15 protein-coding genes are annotated in these 18,477 nt (G+C 35.1%); 14 read left to right on the plus strand and 1 reads right to left on the minus strand.

Annotated elements, in window-relative coordinates; genetic code table 11:
- Window positions 1–96 precede the first annotated feature (96 nt).
- From BLS22_RS08895 to BLS22_RS08935, 9 genes are all read left to right on the plus strand, one after another.
- On the plus strand, window positions 97–1,719 hold the full coding sequence (locus BLS22_RS08895; protein WP_090553395.1) for an ABC transporter substrate-binding protein: 1,623 nt from the start codon (window positions 97–99) through the stop codon (window positions 1,717–1,719).
- A gap of 123 nt (window positions 1,720–1,842) precedes the next feature.
- Window positions 1,843–2,805 carry an ABC transporter permease gene (locus tag BLS22_RS08900; RefSeq protein ID WP_090553396.1) on the plus strand — a complete coding sequence of 321 codons (963 nt, stop codon included), beginning with the start codon at window positions 1,843–1,845 and terminating at the stop codon, window positions 2,803–2,805.
- Window positions 2,806–3,705, plus strand: coding sequence for an ABC transporter permease (locus tag BLS22_RS08905; protein WP_208974686.1), 900 nt, complete (start codon window positions 2,806–2,808; stop codon window positions 3,703–3,705).
- Between the two features lie 36 nt (window positions 3,706–3,741).
- Window positions 3,742–4,926, plus strand: coding sequence for a M20 family metallopeptidase (locus tag BLS22_RS08910; protein WP_090553397.1), 1,185 nt, complete (start codon window positions 3,742–3,744; stop codon window positions 4,924–4,926).
- 17 nt (window positions 4,927–4,943) lie between these two features.
- On the plus strand, window positions 4,944–5,951 hold the full coding sequence (locus BLS22_RS08915; protein WP_090553398.1) for an ABC transporter ATP-binding protein: 1,008 nt from the start codon (window positions 4,944–4,946) through the stop codon (window positions 5,949–5,951).
- A 1-nt stretch (window position 5,952) separates the two neighbouring features.
- A complete protein-coding gene (locus BLS22_RS08920; protein ID WP_090553399.1) occupies window positions 5,953–6,921 on the plus strand; it encodes an ABC transporter ATP-binding protein in 969 nt (322 codons plus the stop codon).
- 27 nt (window positions 6,922–6,948) lie between these two features.
- Complete coding sequence (locus tag BLS22_RS08925; RefSeq protein WP_090553400.1) at window positions 6,949–8,214, plus strand: M20 family metallopeptidase; 1,266 nt, start codon at window positions 6,949–6,951, stop codon at window positions 8,212–8,214.
- Between the two features lie 43 nt (window positions 8,215–8,257).
- Window positions 8,258–9,418 carry an amidohydrolase gene (locus tag BLS22_RS08930; RefSeq protein ID WP_090553401.1) on the plus strand — a complete coding sequence of 387 codons (1,161 nt, stop codon included), beginning with the start codon at window positions 8,258–8,260 and terminating at the stop codon, window positions 9,416–9,418.
- A gap of 12 nt (window positions 9,419–9,430) precedes the next feature.
- Complete coding sequence (locus BLS22_RS08935) at window positions 9,431–10,576, plus strand: amidohydrolase family protein (RefSeq protein ID WP_090553402.1); 1,146 nt, start codon at window positions 9,431–9,433, stop codon at window positions 10,574–10,576.
- Here the strand turns inward: BLS22_RS08935 and BLS22_RS08940 are convergent.
- Window positions 10,573–12,219, minus strand: coding sequence for a PucR family transcriptional regulator (locus tag BLS22_RS08940; RefSeq protein ID WP_090553403.1), 1,647 nt, complete (start codon window positions 12,217–12,219; stop codon window positions 10,573–10,575). The genes BLS22_RS08935 and BLS22_RS08940 overlap by 4 nt on opposite strands.
- Before the next feature lie 176 nt (window positions 12,220–12,395).
- Here BLS22_RS08940 and BLS22_RS08945 point away from each other — a divergent pair, with 176 nt between their 5' ends.
- The 5 genes from BLS22_RS08945 (at window position 12,396) to BLS22_RS08965 (ending at window position 18,424) form a co-directional block, all read left to right on the plus strand.
- The gene (locus BLS22_RS08945; RefSeq protein WP_176762112.1) at window positions 12,396–13,091 is read left to right on the plus strand and encodes an AroM family protein; all 696 of its coding nucleotides are present in this window, start codon (window positions 12,396–12,398) and stop codon (window positions 13,089–13,091) included.
- Window positions 13,092–13,535: 444 nt separating this feature from the next.
- Window positions 13,536–14,597: a BMP family lipoprotein gene (locus BLS22_RS08950; RefSeq protein WP_090553405.1), complete on the plus strand. Its 1,062-nt coding sequence runs from the start codon at window positions 13,536–13,538 to the stop codon at window positions 14,595–14,597.
- A gap of 258 nt (window positions 14,598–14,855) precedes the next feature.
- Window positions 14,856–16,361 (plus strand): ABC transporter ATP-binding protein, encoded by a 1,506-nt coding sequence (locus BLS22_RS08955; RefSeq protein WP_090553578.1) that lies wholly within the window; start codon window positions 14,856–14,858, stop codon window positions 16,359–16,361.
- The gene (locus tag BLS22_RS08960; RefSeq protein ID WP_176762113.1) at window positions 16,351–17,496 is read left to right on the plus strand and encodes an ABC transporter permease; all 1,146 of its coding nucleotides are present in this window, start codon (window positions 16,351–16,353) and stop codon (window positions 17,494–17,496) included. Before BLS22_RS08955 ends, BLS22_RS08960 begins: the two co-directional genes overlap by 11 nt.
- On the plus strand, window positions 17,486–18,424 hold the full coding sequence (locus tag BLS22_RS08965; RefSeq protein WP_176762114.1) for an ABC transporter permease: 939 nt from the start codon (window positions 17,486–17,488) through the stop codon (window positions 18,422–18,424). Before BLS22_RS08960 ends, BLS22_RS08965 begins: the two co-directional genes overlap by 11 nt.
- The last annotated feature ends 53 nt before the right edge of the window (window positions 18,425–18,477 follow it).

Raw genomic sequence — 18,477 nt, forward strand, 5'->3', positions numbered from 1 at the left:
AGGAAATTGCTATTTAAGTATGTTGAAATTCTGTGTTTAAGCCAGTTGTAGCATTCTGCAATGAGCTAATAAATAATAATATAAGGAGGAAAAAGCATGAAAAAAATATTAAAGCCAATTAGTATCATCTTAATTTTAGTACTTAGTTTAACTATGTTAGTAGGTTGTGGATCTAAAAAGAGTGACAATCAGCAGGAGTCAACTGCAACAGATGTAACATCTGGAGAAGTATCTGAACAGAGTAAAGAAGGAGGAGTAGTTACTATTGCTCTTTCAGCAACACCAAAAACTATAGATCCAGTAAAGTACACAGGTGTATATGAAGGGGACATTATCGTAAATGTTGGTAATACATTAGTGAGATACAAGCAGGATTTAAGTGAGGTAGTAGCAAACTTAGCGACTGAATGGTCTGTTTCAGAAGATGGAAAGGTATATAACTTTAAGCTAAGAGATGATGTATATTTCCAAAAAGGAAAATATCAAGATGGAAGGCAGATGAAGGCAGATGATATAAAATACTCTTTAGAACGGTCTGCTAAAGAATCAGCCATGAATCGATTAAGTATGTTGGATTATGTGGAAGTAGTAAATGATTTTGAGGTTAATTGTTATTTAAAAGATGCAAATTCTTCTTTTTTAACCGTACTTACTGATGCTGGTAATGTTATTGTACCACAAGAAGAAGTAGAAGGATGGGGAGATGCCTTTGGATTTAACCTAGTAGGAACAGGCCCCTTCAAGGTAGTAGAATGGAAAAGAGATGATAGTGTAATCTTAGAGAGAAACGAAAATTATTGGGGGCCAAAACCTTATCTGGATGGTGTAACATTTAAATTTATTGCAGATCAAAATATGATGACAAATGCATTAAGAACAGGTGAAATTGATATTGCAACAGGCCTTACAGGTGAGAGTGTAAAAATTGTGAATGATGATCCGAATCTTGTATTAAGTGAAATACCTGGATTACACGTAGCTTATTTCTACATGAACTTGATAGAAGGTCCAACAACCGATAAGAGAGTACGAGAAGCTATTATTCGTGCCATCGATATCGATCAGATGGTAAAAGGAATTTATCAATATGATGAAGCCCAAAGAGCCTATTTACCATTGCCTCCAGGATCATGGGGATATGACCCAGATTTAGAAAGCTTAATTCCATCATATGATCCCGAAAAGGCAAAAGAGCTATTGACTGAGGCGGGGTATCCTGATGGATTTAAAACAGAAATATATGTAGCAGATCAACCAGCTAGAGTAAAAATGGCTACTATTATACAACAGTTCTTAAAACAAAATTTAAATATAGATTTAGATATCAAAACTGCTGAGTGGGGTACCTTTAGTGATATCGCATCTAAAGGAAAGGCACCTATTTACGGGATGTCTTGGACATGGTACCCAGATCCTTACTTCTTTTTAAATCAGATGTTCCATAGTTCCCAAATAGGGGCATTAGGAAATGGACAAGGCTTTAACAAACCAGAAGTAGATGAATTACTGGATGAAGCAGCAAGGGTATCGAACCAGGAGGAAAGAGCTGAACTTTACAAAAAAGCGTTAAAGAGTATTACAGAAGAATATTCACGTGTAAATTATTCTAATGAGAAAGTAATCTATGGATTAACAAGCAGAGTACAGGGATTTGAAATGAGAGCAGATAATCAAAAAATCTTTGTTTCACCAGAGGTAAATGTTTGGTTACGAAAATAAAGACTTTAAAATGCTTGTAAAAATCTTAAGGTCCTTATAGGATCGTGAAGAAAGACTCTATATGATAGCCATTATTGTATGGAGTTTTTTCTTCAATTCAACTAAAAACTAGGGAGTGAAAACATGCTAAAGGTCATATTAAAAAGAATTTTACAACTCATTCCTATCTTATTTATTGTTGTTACCATCATTTTTGTAATCACTCGTATGATACCGGGTAATCCTGCTAGTGTAATGCTGGGTCCTCAAGCACCAGTAGAAGCAGTGGAGGCATTAAGCGAAGAACTAGGATTAAATAAAAGTATTGGTGAACAGTTTACGGGATATCTAAAAGGTGTAATCAGGGGGGATTTGGGCAAGTCCTATTACTATAATGAACCGGTAACAAAAATGATTATGGAAACATTTCCTAATACGTTATATTTGAGTTTGGTAAGTATTATTATTGCCTTACTTGTGGGTGTGCCTGTGGGAATTATTTCTGCAACAAAACAATATTCTATGTTTGATTATATTTCTATGGTGATTGCCTTAGTTGGTGTATCTATGCCTATATTTTGGCTGGGCCTAATGATGGTATTAATATTTAGCGTGAATTTAGGGTGGCTTCCATCTATAGGAATGGGAAGTTTAGATAAAGGATTATGGAATGTGATTAGTCATTTCATTTTGCCAAGCATATGTCTAGCTACGATTCCTGCCGCTACATTTGCTCGAATTACCCGTTCTAGCATGCTGGAAATTATCAAACAGGATTATATTAAGGCATTGCGGGCAAAAGGTTTAAAGGAAAAAGTTGTTGTTTGGAAACATGCCTTAAAAAATGCTCTGCCTCCTATCATTACGGTATTAGGACTTCAAATGTCATCTCTATTATCAGGGGCTATTTTGACAGAAACCATATTTAGTTGGCCTGGAATGGGAAAATTAATTGTTGATGCCATAGGAAACAGAGACTATGCATTAATTCAAAGTACAGTATTATTTATCGCTTTTATTTATGTATTCATGAATCTATTGGTGGATATTGTATATCTCTATATAAATCCCAAGGTTTCATTTGAATCAGGGAAAGGAGGGGACTAGATGGACAGCAAAGGAATTACAGTGGACATAGTGACACAGCAGGAAATGATATTAAAAGAAAGAAAGTCTAATAATGCTTGGAACAAATTAAAGAGAAATAAAACGGCAATGATAGGCCTTGTAATTGTAATAGTTATGGTAATGATAGCAATCTTTTCTCCCTTTTTAGCTCCTCAAGATCCAAATCTTATGGATTTAGGTAATAGTTATTTAAAGCCTGGACAAAATGGACATATTTTGGGAACTGATGAATTTGGACGGGATTTATTAAGCAGAATTATATACGGTGCTAGAATCTCTATTATTGTAGCCGTTGGAGGAATGCTATTTGGAGGCATTATTGGAATTCTTTTAGGGCTAGTTGCTGGTTTTAAGGGAGGAATCGTGGATACGATTATTATGCGTTTGATGGATGGTATGTTTGCTTTTCCCTTTGTATTATTGGCTATTGTTTTAATGACAGTTTTAGGAGATGGATTGCAGAATGTTATATTGGCTATTGGTATTGCCAATATTCCAGGATTTGCACGAATTGTACGAGGCCAAGTTCACATAGTAAAGAATGAAGAATACTGCCAAGCCATCCGAGCATTGGGGGCTTCTGATATAAGGTTGTTATTTGCCCATATTCTCCCCAATAGTATTTCACCCATTATTGTGTATGCTACATTAAATGTGGCAGGAGCAATTATTTCTGAAGCAGCATTGAGTTTTCTAGGATTAGGAATTCGACCTCCAACTGCATCATGGGGAACAATTCTACGATCAGGAAAAGATTATCTTAACACAGCTTCCCATATTGCTACTTACTCAGGTTTAGCTATTTTGGTTACAGTACTGGGATTCAATCTATTAGGTGATGGTATTCGTGATGTGTTGGACCCTAAGATGAAACGGTAGTGATGGTGACTATAGGTGTAAAAAGGGGGAAATACAATGGATATAGATCAGTATAAAGAGAGGGTTATTAGGAAAGTTGACGAAATATCCAAAGATCTGTTTGAAGTTTCTGATTATATATATAATCATCCAGAATATTGTTTTGAGGAGTACCTTGCTACTAAAAAAATAATAGGTTACTTAGAAAATAGTGGCTTTAAAGTACAAAAGGGTTTAGGAGGATTAGATACAGCTTTTGTGGCTACCTATGATACTGGAAAACCAGGGAATCATATTGGGTTGTTTGGCGAATATGATGCTGTCAAGGGAATGGGGCATGCATGTGGACATAACATTATGGCAGCAACTGCATTAGGAGCCGGTATTGCAGTAAAGTCTGTGATAGATGAGATTGGTGGAAAAGTGAGTGTATTTGGAACGCCGGCAGAAGAAGGTGGGGGTGGTAAGATTATCATGTTAGAAAATAACGTATTTGATGGAATAGATGCCGCCATGATTTTGCATCCTGCCAGTGATACTGTTGTGAACGACATCTCCTATTCTAGAACTGATATAGAAGTGAACTTCTATGGCAAGACTGCCCATGCAGCTACCTTTCCTGAAGAAGGAATTTCAGCATTGAATGCTGTTATACAATTGTTTAATATGGTAAACGGCATGGGGTTAGAAGTGCTTGAGAAGGGAAAAATCATTGGAATAATTAGCAAGGGTGGAGAAGATCCAATATATGTACCAGATCATACTCAAGCCAAATTTACTATCCGTTCATTTAAAATGAAGTATAAAGAGGAATTAGTAGAGAGGTTTTTGGAAATTTGCAAAGCTGTTGCAAAGGCAACAAAAACAACTTTCAAATATAAATATATAGGTTTACCCTATGAAGACATAAGAAACAATGAAAAATTAGAAGATTTATTGGCGAAGAATTTAATTTTATTAGGTGAAACTATTTGTCCCAGGGAAAGAGAATTAGGGATTGGTTGTACCGACATGGGAAACGTAACCCATGAAATTCCGGGATTGCAATCCTATATACAGATTGCAGAGGGAACACGAGGACATACACCTGAGTTTTTAGAGGCAGCAGGAGATGATAGAGGAAGAAATGCCCTATTGAAAGGGGCAAAAGCTATGGGTATGACGACTATTGACCTATTAGCTTCTAAAGACAATATGAGGGAAGTAAAAGAAGCATTTCAAAAGATGAAACAAAGATTTTAATAAATGGAGGTGGAAATATGAGCAAAGAAATTATCAAAGTAAATAATTTAAAAACATATTTTTATCTTTCCACCGGTATCGTAAAGGCAGTAGACGGAGTCAGTTTTCGAATCAACGAAGGGGAAACCCTAGGAATTGTCGGTGAGTCGGGTTCGGGAAAAAGTGTTACTGCTTCTTCTATTATGCGGTTAGTAGCAAATCCTATTGGTAGAATTGTGGATGGAGAGATTTTATTTGAAGGCAAAGACTTATTAAAGTTAAAAGAAAAAGAAATGTTAAGCATACGAGGAAAAGAGATATCTATGATTTTTCAAGATCCTATGACCTCATTGGATCCGGTATTTACCATTGGACAACAAATTATGGAAGTTATTAAGATTCATCAAAATGTATCAGATAAAGAAGTAAAAAAAATAGCTGTTGAAGCTCTTAACATGGTTGGGATTCCTGAAGCAGAAAAACGGCTAAATTCTTATCCCCATGAATTTTCTGGTGGAATGAGACAAAGGGTAATTATTGCCATGGCTATTGTTTGTAAGCCTAAAATGATTATTGCTGACGAACCTACTACAGCATTAGATGTTACTGTACAAGCTCAAGTGCTGGATTTATTAAAGGACCTTCAAAGACAGTTAGGAACATCTATTCTTATGATAACCCATAACTTAGGAGTTGTCTGGGATATTTGTGATAAGGTAATGGTTATGTACGCAGGTAAAACAGTGGAGTATGCAGATGCGAGAACCTTGTATAGCAATCCTAGGCATCCATACACATTGGGGTTACTTAATTCCATGCCTAAATTAAGCGATGATCCTGATAAGCCATTAACGGTTATTCCTGGAGGCCCCCCAGATTTAAAGTTAACAGGCAACGCTTGTAATTTTTATAACCGATGTGCCTATGCCCAAGATATTTGTCAGGAAAAGGACCCTCAACTACTAGAGGTTAATGAAAATCATTTTGTTGCGTGTCACTTTCAAACAGAAACAAAGAGCTTAAAGATAAAGGGGGAGAAGGTATAGTATGAAGGATACCATTATGGCAGTAGAAAATTTGACAAAAACATTTAAGATCCAAAGCAATAAGCTATTTACCCCCCCAAAGTATTTAAAGGCAGTAAATAATGTTTCTTTTGAGGTGTATAAAGGGGAAACACTAGGAATTATTGGTGAGTCTGGATGTGGTAAATCCACATTGGGAAAAAGTATACTTCGCTTGATCCACCCTAGCTCAGGTAAAGTAAGATACGAAGATATTTTACTTTCAGAGTTATCGGAAAAGGAAATGAAAAATATGAGGAAAGATATACAAATTATTTTTCAAGATCCATATTCATCGTTAGATCCGAGGAAAACCGTAGGTAGTCTTATTGAAGAACCAATGAAGATTCATAATATTGGAACACCAAAAGAACGTAAAGAGCGGGTAAGTGAGTTATTACAAATGGTTGGATTGGATGAATATCATGGGATTCGCTATCCCCATGAATTTAGTGGGGGGCAAAGACAAAGAATCAATGTAGCTAGGGCATTAGCATTGAATCCAAAGCTTATTGTATGTGATGAACCTGTTTCAGCATTAGATGTATCTGTTCAAGCTCAAGTACTAAACCTTTTAAAGACATTACAACAAAAACTGGATTTAACCTATGTGTTTATCTCCCATGATTTAAGTGTTGTAAAATATATCAGTGATAGAATTGCTATTATGTATTTAGGAAGAATTGTAGAGATGGGGGATTCTCAAGAGATTTATAAAAATCCTTTACATCCTTATACAAGGGCATTATTTTCTGCGATTCCTCCAGAAAATCCAATGGATAAAAAAGAAAAAATAAAGCTTAAGGGGGAAATACCAAGTCCTTTAAATCTACCAAGCGGCTGTCCATTTTCGGGTAGGTGTCCAAACTACATGAAAGAATGTAAGGAGATCCTTCCGGAATTGAAGGATGTAAAGGAAGGCCATAAAGTTGCTTGTTTGTTACATAGGTAAGGCATATATAAAAGAGGAGGCAGGAGTATGAAAAACGAAATACTAAAACAAAGATTATGGAAAGTAGTAGATGATAAAAAAGAAGATTTGCTGTGTTTGTGTTCTGAAATGATTCAAATCCCCAGTGAAAATCCACCGGGGGATATGGAAGATATCACAAGGTTAATATGCAATGAACTCAACAGATCTAATATAGTACATGAGGTAATCAGACCTCAAGAAGATAAACCTAATATCGTGGCTACTTTGGGGAAAGGCGGAGAAAAGACTTTACTATTAAATGGACATAGTGATGTGGTTCCGGCAGGAGATAGATCCAAATGGGATTTTGATCCTTTTTGTGGGAAGATTATCGATGGTAAGATTCTTGGAAGGGGAACCTCTGATATGAAGGCGGGATTAGGGGCTTTAATATTTGCCATGAAGGTGTTGGCAGATGAAGAAGTAGAAATCAATGGAAAAATTGTATTACATGTGGTGCCAGATGAAGAGACCAGTGGAGAAATGGGCACAAAATGGTTGGTGGAAAATGGATATGCAGATGGTGGAGATGCATGTCTTATTGCGGAGCCCACTTCCTATAACAACTGTGAAGTAGGACAAAAGGGATCACTTTGGCTGCATATTAAATCCTATGGTAAGTCAGCCCATGGAAGTATTGGAAACTACGTGGGAGACAATGCTATTCTAAAGCTTACTAAAATTTTGAATGCTATGGAAGAGATTAGAACACTAAAAGGCATTTATAATGAAGATCAAAAGAAAGTATTAGAAGATTCAAAGCGTATCGCTAAGGAGGTATTGGAGGTCGATGGTGTAGAAAATGTTATTGATCATGTTACAGTAAACATTGGCACAATTCATGGAGGAACAAAAACAAATATGGTAGCAGACTATTGTGAAGCAACAGTTGATATTCGTGTGCCGATCGGTATAAAGATACAAGATGTTGTGGATAAGTTTGAAAACATTGTAGAAAGACTAGGAATTGTGGATATAGAATATGAATATAATTGGAATTCAGAGGCTAATTATACTGATACGAATACAGAAATCGTGCAGTCTGCTGTAACAAATGCACAAAAGATATGGAATAAAGAAGTAGTTCCAGCCTATCAATGGGCATCAAGCGATGCAAGATACTATCGATATGCAGGAATTCCTACAATTCAGTATGGACCTGCCAATATAGAAGGAATACATGCCTATAATGAAACGGTAGATATAGAGGATGTAATAAATGCAACAAAGGTATATTTAGGGATTATGACGGATTTATTAGATATACAGTAGTATTTATTTATATCACTACATAAACATAAGGTGGATGAGGAGAATGTATACACTTATTAAAGGCGGTAATATATTTGATGTAGAAAAAGGCTATTATATTGAGGGTGACATATTAATCAATGGCAGCAAAATTGAAAAGGTGGGCCACACTATTAATGATGTAAAAATTAATCAAGTTATTGATGGTTACGGTAAAAATATTTTTCCAGGGTTTATTGATGCCCATAGTCATATCGGGATGTGGACCTATACTCATAATGGGAATGATGCTAACGAATGTGTAGACCCAGTAACTCCTGAAATGCGAGCTATTGATGGAATAAATTCAAAGGATCCCTGTTTCCAAGAAGCTGTAGAATCTGGGATAACTACAGTTATGGCTACTCCTGGCAGCGGAAATGTGATTGGAGGAATGGCTGCTATATTAAAAACCCATGGCACAACCATGTCAGAAGCAATAATAAAGGAATACGCAGCTTTAAAAATAGCTTTGGGAGAAAATCCCAAAACTGTATATCATAACATTGGCAAAACTCCTTCCACCCGCATGGCGACAGCTGCCCTACTAGAAGAAAATTTTATAAAAGCTAAAATGTATTTTAATGAAAGACACAATAAAAACATAGAAGAGGATTATCGCTGGGAGGTATTTTCACCTGTTTTTAAAAGAGAAATTCCTTTGAAAATTCATGCCCATAGAGCAGATGATATTCTAACTGCTATCAGAATTGCAGAAAAATATAATTTGAGATATACATTGGATCATTGTACAGAGGGATACTTGATTGTAGACGAGCTCAAGAAAAAAAATAAACCTATCTTACTAGGCCCTTTATTTATGTTTAAATCAAAAACAGAATTAAAAAATGCTTCTTCAAAGACAGCTCAAATTTTATCGAATGCTGGTTGTAATGTATCCCTTATATCAGATCATCCTTTTACCAATGGTAAATATTTGTTAGCAATGGCAGGATTTTTAGTGAAGGAAGGTTTAGATTATGCAGAAGCAATACGAATGGTCACAATAAATCCTGCAAGAGCATTAGAGGTTGATGATCAAATTGGCAGTATTAAAGAAGGTAAAGATGCAGATATTGTTTTATGTGATGGAGATCCTTTGGAAGTACAAACAAGAATCTGTATGACAATAATTAATGGAAAAATTGCCCATAGTATAGATTCACAGTATATTGGTGAAAGGTAAGGTGCAATTAGCATGTTATTATTAAAAAATGGCAAAATATTCACCATGGAGGACGAAATCATTTGTTATGGTGATATATTAATAGATAATGGACGAATTGTTCATATAGGTCATAATATTCAGGCATCAGATATCGAAACTATTGATCTACATCATCAAATTGTGTTGCCAGGACTTATTGATGGTAGCACTCATTTAGGATTAATTGAATCAGGCAAGAAGTTTGAGGGGGATGATGTTAGTGAAAAGCACATACCAATAACCCCTCACTTAAATACAAGGGATGGCATATATCCATGGGATGAATGTTTTGATAATGCATTGAGAAACGGGGTAACCACTGTTGTAGTGAATTCAGGACATGACAATGTAATAGGCAGTCAAAGCTGTGCAGTGAAGACTAAGAGAGATATATTAGAGAAAAGAATTATTAATCCTTTTGTATATATACAAGCAAACTTAGGGGACTCAACAAAAAAATGGAACCAAAATAAGCAGGAAACACCTCTATCTCGTATGGGGATTGTCCACCTTCTTAGAAAGACATTATTAGACACACAAATATATATTAAGAAGAAAAAAGCTGGGAAAATTGATTTCACTAATTATAGTTTAAAATATGAAGCTCTTGAAAAGGTGATAGAGGGAAAATGTCCTTTAAAGATTACAGCCCACAAAGCCCAAGATATTTTGATTGCAATTAGAATTAAACAAGAGTTTAATATAAATATCCTTGTCGATTACGGTACAGAGGGATATATGGTATTAAATGAACTGGAGAGAGCCAACATTCCTGTGTTTTTAGGTTCTTGCCTAACAGATCAATCAAGTTTGGAGCTGCAGAATAGGCGTGCTGATAGTGGACATCTGTTGTCATCTAGGGGACTTTGCACCTGTATTACAACCCATCATCCTGATGTATCAGTAGAATTGCTTACACTTTCTGCAGCTATTGCAGTTAAAGAAGGAATGGTTTATAAAGAAGCATTAAAATCCATCACAATTAACCCAGCAAAAGCTTTAGGCTTGGATAACCGAATAGGTAGTATTAAAGTAGGTAAGGATGCAGACATCGTTGTATTTGACGGTGATCCCCTAAAGAGTATGTCTAAAGTTACAATGACTTTGATTAATGGTGAAATTGTGTATAAAAGTTAGTGGGCCATTGTAGATTGATTGATAACATTATATATATGATCTAATTTAAGTCCTATTTGAAGTAGTAGCTTGGTTTCAGAGCTTTTCATAGATAAACCAATGATTTTTTCAATTTTTTTTATCCGTTGATAAAGGGTATTTCTATGAATGTATAAATTATCATGGGCTTGTGTTAGGTTAAAATCGCAATAAATGATTTCATTGAGTGTTTCATATAAATGATCCTGTTTCTCCATATCATGTATTTTTATTTTTTGAATTGTATTCATATAAAGTCTGTCGAGAATGGGATTATCGATTTGCTGATATAAAAAATGGTGGATTAGCAAATCATCATAGCTAAAAATTTTCTTTGTAGTGGAGAATAATATTTTCCCCATAATTAAGCTAAATGTAGCATCTTGGTAAGCATATTTTAAACTATACATATCCCTATAAGATCTACTTATCCCAATAGAAAAATTATATTCTGGAAACTGTATTTCAAGATTGTTTAATAACATTTGAAGCTTGGTTAATATTTTTTCATTAGGCATTTCATCTTTGACATGAATCGAAATAATTTGTGATTTTTCTATTAAGAAACTATTTTGATAGAAAGTTTCCTCTGCTAGATCCTTTATTTTAGACAAAATGGTATTAGGCACTTGATTTTCAAAGGATTGCATTTTTTTATTTAACTGTTGAATTTGTAGAATCCAGACATATCGATTTAAATAATAATCAAAATGATAATAATTTGTTTCTCTTTTAAGGGTAGTTTCATCGGTGAATAAACCATATAAAACATTTTGTAAATATTCATCTATAGATTTTTGATGGATTAGATCGTTCTTAGAAGTATTAATCATAGATAATATAAAATTAGAGAGTATTTCAATAATAAAATAAGGATCCAAATCTCCAAATTGTCTATGGATTTTTTCTATACATAAATAACCAATAACTTGTTTTTCTGTTTTTAGTGGAAAACAATAGTATTCTTGTTCCTCATGATCAAAAATAATAGGGTCTAGAGCATAAGGATGATCTATATACCAATCTGATAGTTCCTGGGACCATTTTTTCAATGGTAAATCAAAGGATAACTTCTTTTGTTGAGGGCTACAATGATATAGTAAATTAAACTGTTTAGATAATAAATAGCATTCTCGCTGAAGAAAAAGACTTACAAGATGTATCAAGTTTTCAGCATGAAAATAGTTGGTATTCATTAAGGATACAATATTATTTCTCAGTTGTTGCTTGATGAATGCCAAAATATTATCCTTATTCATAATTTCACATAAAACTTGAAACAAAAAGGCTTGATAAGCATCATTTTTTAAAAAATGAAATAAGGGTAATTTGTTTTCCTCACATATCTTTATAATTTCTTTATCCATAGAAATCTTGTTTTGGTAAGGGAGTATGCAGCATGCAGTAATATTTTTTGCAATAAGACTTTTAAATACTTTTATTCTATCTTCATTGGAGAGAAGATCTAAGACAATAAATACTAAGTCATTCTCTTTCACCCAAAAAAGATTTCCAGGAAAAGTAACAACAGAGATACGACGGATATCCTGTTGAAAAATATTGGAATCACTTGGATGACAAAGCAAAGTTAAATGGTTTGTTTTTGCAAAACAATGGAGTTTCATATATACCACCTCTAGCGTTTATAATGTTCAGAATAAAAAATGTCAAAAAATGTACAAATATGTATAAAAGATTTTATTATTATATTAGTTTAAAAGTAATCCATCATAATAGCAATAGCAATTTTACTAAAAACATAAATTTATTTATAAATATATGTAATAAGAGGGTGAACAAATTGGATACAGACATACAAGAAGAAAAAGTAAAGATAGGAGTTATTACAATTGGACAATCACCACGAAATGATATCATGGAGGATATTAGAGGTATATTAGGAGCCAAGTTTGAAATAATTGAAAAAGGTGCACTAGATTCTTTTGATTATAATGAGGTACAAAACAACTTTTATCCCCATCCAGATTCCACTGTGTTGGTTAGTAGAATGCGGGACGGAAGACAAGTAAAATTAGCAGAAGAAAAAATTATACCTCTATTGCAGGAGTGTATCCAAAACTTAGAGGAAAGACATTGTAAGGCTATACTAATGCTGTGTACTGGTCCTTTTCCCAAGTTTTCTCATGATGTCTTATTGATCAAACCCCAAGAAATGTTTCATAATATAACACAAAAACTAAGCGATGGAAATAAGGTGGGTGTGATAGTACCAGATAAGGATCAAGTGGAGATGATTAAATATTGGTGGAATCACCACGGTGTAGAAATCGAAGTACAAGTGGCATCTCCTTATGAAGAGGGGAATAATATTATAAAGGCAGCAGAAGGGTTTCGTGATAAGGATATATCTCTTATCTTTATGGATTGTATGGGATATTCTGTAAAGATGAAACAAGATGTACACCGGACTTCAGGAAAACCCGTATTATTACCTAGAACTCTAGCAGCCCGTATTATAAATGAATTATTTAGTTAAGGTTCCATCATAACAATGATTTTTAATTATAAAAAAGCCTTTTAATAGAAAGGATTCTTTAAAGGGCTTTTGTTATGTAGGTATTTAGACAAATGGTATAATCCCAATATGGAAAAAGAGAATGTACTACTTCATTTACCCTCATATTAAGAAATAATAGTTTTTAAAATACATATAGATAATATTTTGTAGAAAAATAGAGGGATTTAATAAAGTTTTAAAGATGCAAATTTTTATTTAACTGGAAGGAAAATACTAATTTGTATAGAATTAATACTTTGTACCTATAAAAAAAGCATTCCTTTGAAAATTTAAAGGATAACTTTTTTGAATCAACAGGAAATTATAACTTATCTAAAGAATGGATTTTTTATAATTTCCTATTGGTTATAAAAATAGGGGGAATTAAGTACATTTAAAAGAGAAAAAGGGAGGTAGTTTTTTATGTTTAAAAGGTTATTAGCTTTAATGTTGGTACTACTGCTTATGGGGACTGCATTAGTAGGCTGTGGGGGTGGAGCTACACAAGACCCAGCACCTGAAGAACCGACAGAAACAGAAGAACCAGCAGCTGATGCAGAACAATTTAACATGGCTATGGTAACAGATGTAGGTGGAGTAAATGACCAATCCTTCAATGAATCTGCATGGGAAGGTCACAAAAAAGCCGAAGCAGAACTAGGCTTCAATGTTAGCTATGTAGAGTCAGAGCAAGATGCTGATTATGAAAGAAACCTTGAGACTTTACTAGATGCAGGTAATGACTTGATTTGGGGCATTGGTTTTATGATGGGAGATGCCCTTTTAGCGGCTGCAGAATTTAACCCAGATCAAAAGTATGCCATCATCGACTATGATTATGGGGATGAAACACCAGATAATCTAGTAGGGGTATTATTTAAAGATGAGCAAGCATCCTTCCTAGTAGGATACATTGCTGGTAAAATGACAGAGACCAACAAAGTAGGATTTGTCGGTGGTATGGACTTCCCGGTAATCCATGGTTTCCACTATGGATTTATGGCAGGGGTAAAGCATGCTAATCCAGATGCAGAAGTGTTAGTGCAATACGCTGACTCCTTTGTTGATGCAGCTAGAGGTAAAGCTATAGCTAACCAAATGTACCAACAAGGAGCTGACATTGTATTCCATGCTGCTGGTGGAACAGGTGACGGGGTTATTGAAGCTGCAAGAGAGCAAGATAAATATGCTATTGGTGTAGATATGGATCAAAACCATTTGGCACCTGATCATGTAATTACATCTGCCATGAAACGTGTAGACAATGCTATCTTTATGATTGCTGAACAATTAAAGGATGGTAAATTCCTAGGTGGACAAACAATAGTGTACGGTTTAGAAGATGGTGGTGTAGGAATTGCTCCTACTTCTGATAAACATGTACCTGCGGAAATACTAGAAGAGGTTGCCGAAATAGAAAAGCAAATCATCGCTGGAGAAATCTTTGTACCAAACAACAAAGAAGACTATGATGAAAACTATTAATAAGTAGTCAGCAATATAGGAACAATAAAGATAAAAGCTCAGGTTATATCCTGAGCTTTTATCTTTATTGTTGTTTTCCTTCTTGTAAAAGAAGGTTTTGCTTTAAAATATATTTAGCTTTATATTGATATTTCCATATATATACTATTAAAATAGTATATAGTATAATATTATTTATGGAATAAAGGTTTGTAATTACTGAGAGAAACGGAGGGGAATTGGTTGAGGAATATCGATTTTGACTGTAGGGTAATAGAAATGAAAAATATAACAAAGAAATTCGGTGAATTTGTAGCAAATGATAATATTAACCTTACGGTCCATAAAGGAGAAATTCATGCTTTATTAGGTGAGAATGGTGCAGGAAAGTCCACATTGATGAATATACTTTATGGATTGTATCATCCAACATCAGGAGAAATACATATAAAGGGTGAAAGGGCCAATATTACTGATCCCAATATAGCTATTAAAAAGGGTATAGGGATGGTACATCAGCATTTTATGCTTGTGGAACCTTTTACCGTAGCAGAAAATATCGTCCTGGGCATGGAACCAACGGTTTTTATGGGGAAAATGGACATGAAAAAGGCTGTGGCAGACGTTGAAGAAATATCAAAAAAATATGGCTTGCATGTAAATCCCAATGACAAAATCTATGATATTTCTGTTGGTATGCAGCAGAGGGTGGAAATATTAAAGGCATTGTATAGAGGTGCTGAAATTCTTATTTTAGACGAGCCTACTGCTGTACTGACACCTCAGGAAATAAAAGAGCTTATTGGAATCATGAGAAATCTTACTGAACAGGGGAAAACAATCATTATTATTACCCATAAACTAAAGGAAATAAAGGAAGCTGCTGATTACTGCACCATTATTAGACGGGGAAAACATATTGATACTATAAAGGTAGAAGATACAACAGAAACAGAACTGGCAGCAAAAATGGTAGGCAGAGAAGTAAGCTTTAAAGTAAATAAGGAAGATAAAGAAAAAGGAGAAGTTGTTTTAAAAATTGAAGATTTAATTGTAAAGGATAATAGAAATATAGAAGCTGTCAGAGGACTGTCATTAGAGGTTTATGCAGGGGAGATTCTAGGAATTGCTGGAGTAGACGGGAATGGACAGACTGAATTGATTGAAGCACTGACGGGACTTAGGGCTATAGAGTCTGGAAAAGTTACAGTGAATGGCATAGACATAAGCAATAAATCTCCTCGAGAAATTATTACCAACAAAATGTCTTCTATCCCAGAAGACCGGCAAAAACGTGGTCTAGTTTTGGACTATACTGTCGCTGAAAATATGATTTTGGAAAATTATCAAAAGAATCCCTTTGCTAAAAAAGGTATTTTAAATAAAAATGCAATCAATGGGTTTGCAAAGAAATTAGTTAAAAAATTTGATATCCGGCCAGAGGATGAAACTATTAAGGCTAGAACTCTTTCAGGAGGAAATCAACAAAAGGTAATCATAGCTAGGGAAGTAACCAATGATCCTGACATCCTTATAGCAGCACAGCCAACTAGAGGTTTGGATGTAGGGGCAATAGAGTTTGTTCACAAGTCTTTGGTGGAGCAACGGGATAAAAATAAAGCTGTGTTATTGGTATCTCTTGAGCTGGATGAAGTTATGAACGTTTCAGATCGTATTGCAGTAATCTATGAAGGGAATATTGTAGGTATCATAGATGCAAAGGACGCAGATGAAAACACCCTTGGCCTTATGATGGCGGGAGGAGGTAATAAAGGTGAAAAATAAATCAATTGGTGAAAAATTATTGGCGTTTATTTCAAAAGGGAGTTTTAGCTTCAGTATTATATCTATATTATTAGGTTTTATTATAGGGGCTGTAATTTTAGCCCTAGCTGGATTTAGTCCAACAGAAGCCTATAGTGTTATGATTCGAGGGGTATTTAGTCGACCTAGTTATGTGGCATGGACCATTATTGGTTCTACCCCTATTATTATTACAGGATTATCCATAGCCTTTGCCTTTAAAACCGGGCTATTTAATATAGGTGCTGAAGGCCAATTTATAATAGGTGCTATCGCTGCTGCCATTGTTGGTTATATTGTAGAACTGCCTGCCATTATCCATATCCCACTGGTATTGCTATCAGCCATAGTTGCTGCTGGAGTATGGGGAGGAATAGCTGGATTTTTAAAGGCAAAATTTGGTGTACATGAAGTTATTTCCACTATCATGTTAAACTGGATAGCTCTTTACTTAAACAATTATATTGTATTACTAGAAGGGTTTAGAAGGGCTACTTCCCAGAGAACCCATGAGATACAAAGATCTGCCAGCACTGTTTTGTTAGAACAATGGAAAAGATCTCCGGAAGGAAGAGAATGGTTAAAAGGTCATGATTTCTTAGGAGATGCCTTAAGAACCCCCTTAAACTGGGGATTTGTCATAGCTATTCTTTTAGCAGTTCTTGTATGGTTTATATTAAATAAGACAACCCTAGGCTATGAATTAAAGGCAGTGGGGTATAACAAGCATGCTGCTGAGTATGGTGGCATCAATGTTTCCAAAAGTATGTTTAGATCGATGGTTATTGCTGGGGGGTTAGCAGGAGCTGCTGGGGGATTACATGTTATGGGAATTTCAAAAAGTATTGCTAGTTTATCAGCTATGGAAGGCTTTGGATTTAACGGTATTGCTGTCGCCCTAATTGGTGGAAACACTTCCATCGGTGTTGTTCTTGCTGGATTGTTATTTAGTGCTTTACAGTATGGTGGCTCTAAAATTCAACCGGCCCTAGGGGCTCCTTCAGAGGTTATTCAGATTATGATAGGAACCATCGTATTTTTTATTGCGATGCCTAAATTAATAAAATATACTCTACAAAGCTTAAAGAAGAAAAGGGGTGCTAAAAATGCTGGATAGTTTAGGATTTATCATAGGAACCACATTAATGTATTCTACACCCTTGATTTATGCGGCCCTAGGAGGTGTTGTATCAGAAAACTCTGGGGTAGTAAATATTGGATTAGAGGGAATGATGACCATAGGTGCTTTGGCAGGAGCTACGGTTGGCTTTTATTATGGTAATCCTTGGTTGGCATTTTTAGCTGCAGGACTGGCGGGGGGAGGCCTTGCTTTATTACATGCTATTGCTTGTGTAACCTTTGATGCTGATCAAGTGGTATCCGGGATAGCAATCAACTTTTTAGGACCAGGTTTGGCATTATTTTTAAGTAGACTTTTCTTTGAAGGTGCCACCATGACAAAAGCCATTCCTTTAGATAACAAAATGCCTAGACCTTTAAATGGTGTATTCCCTCGAAATTCCTTCTTTGATTTAGTTTTTAATCAGTATGCTACAGTTTACATGGCTTTTTTACTAGTTTTTATTATATGGTACTTATTATATAAGACAAAGCTAGGTCTAAGAATAAGAGCAGTTGGAGAACACCCTAGGGCAGTTGATACATTAGGAGTAAACATATATAACATACGATATTTATGTGTAATTTTATCTGGTGCTTTAGCAGGTTTTGGGGGTGCATCTATGAGCTTAGCCATCGTATCCAACTTTCGACCTACACTTATCTCAGGACATGGTTTTATAGCATTGGCAGCCATGATTTTTGGAAAATGGAAACCCCAAGGTGCTATGTGGGCCTGCCTTTTATTTGGTGTTTCCAATGGTTTGGTGGTTTATTTAGGCAGGGCCGATGCACCATTTGAAATATCTGTACAAATTTTATCTATGCTTCCTTATGTTTTAACCTTAATCGTGTTAATGGGCTTTGTGGGGAGGGCAAATGCACCAGCTGCTGTTGGAACTCCCTATGAAAAAGGAGAGAGGTAAATCATGTAAAAGCCCTCAGCTTTATGCTGGGGGTCTTATGCAATTTTTATGCC

The sequence above is a fragment of the Natronincola ferrireducens genome (assembly GCF_900100845.1).
Lineage (GTDB): Bacteria > Bacillota > Clostridia > Peptostreptococcales > Natronincolaceae > Natronincola_B > Natronincola_B ferrireducens.

Excerpts from the sequence above, each read along its gene's own strand:
- BLS22_RS08965 (WP_176762114.1), top strand. The coding sequence starts at position 17,486 with ATGCTGGATAGTTTAGGATTTATCATAGGAACCACATTAATGTATTCT.
- BLS22_RS08915 (WP_090553398.1), top strand. The coding sequence starts at position 4,944 with ATGAGCAAAGAAATTATCAAAGTAAATAATTTAAAAACATATTTTTAT.
- BLS22_RS08955 (WP_090553578.1), top strand. The coding sequence starts at position 14,856 with ATGAAAAATATAACAAAGAAATTCGGTGAATTTGTAGCAAATGATAAT.
- BLS22_RS08930 (WP_090553401.1), top strand. The coding sequence starts at position 8,258 with ATGTATACACTTATTAAAGGCGGTAATATATTTGATGTAGAAAAAGGC.
- BLS22_RS08900 (WP_090553396.1), top strand. The coding sequence starts at position 1,843 with ATGCTAAAGGTCATATTAAAAAGAATTTTACAACTCATTCCTATCTTA.
- BLS22_RS08910 (WP_090553397.1), top strand. The coding sequence starts at position 3,742 with ATGGATATAGATCAGTATAAAGAGAGGGTTATTAGGAAAGTTGACGAA.
- BLS22_RS08935 (WP_090553402.1), top strand. The coding sequence starts at position 9,431 with ATGTTATTATTAAAAAATGGCAAAATATTCACCATGGAGGACGAAATC.
- BLS22_RS08920 (WP_090553399.1), top strand. The coding sequence starts at position 5,953 with ATGAAGGATACCATTATGGCAGTAGAAAATTTGACAAAAACATTTAAG.
- BLS22_RS08950 (WP_090553405.1), top strand. The coding sequence starts at position 13,536 with ATGTTTAAAAGGTTATTAGCTTTAATGTTGGTACTACTGCTTATGGGG.
- BLS22_RS08895 (WP_090553395.1), top strand. The coding sequence starts at position 97 with ATGAAAAAAATATTAAAGCCAATTAGTATCATCTTAATTTTAGTACTT.
- BLS22_RS08905 (WP_208974686.1), top strand. The coding sequence starts at position 2,806 with ATGGACAGCAAAGGAATTACAGTGGACATAGTGACACAGCAGGAAATG.
- BLS22_RS08925 (WP_090553400.1), top strand. The coding sequence starts at position 6,949 with ATGAAAAACGAAATACTAAAACAAAGATTATGGAAAGTAGTAGATGAT.
- BLS22_RS08940 (WP_090553403.1), bottom strand. The coding sequence starts at position 12,219 with ATGAAACTCCATTGTTTTGCAAAAACAAACCATTTAACTTTGCTTTGT.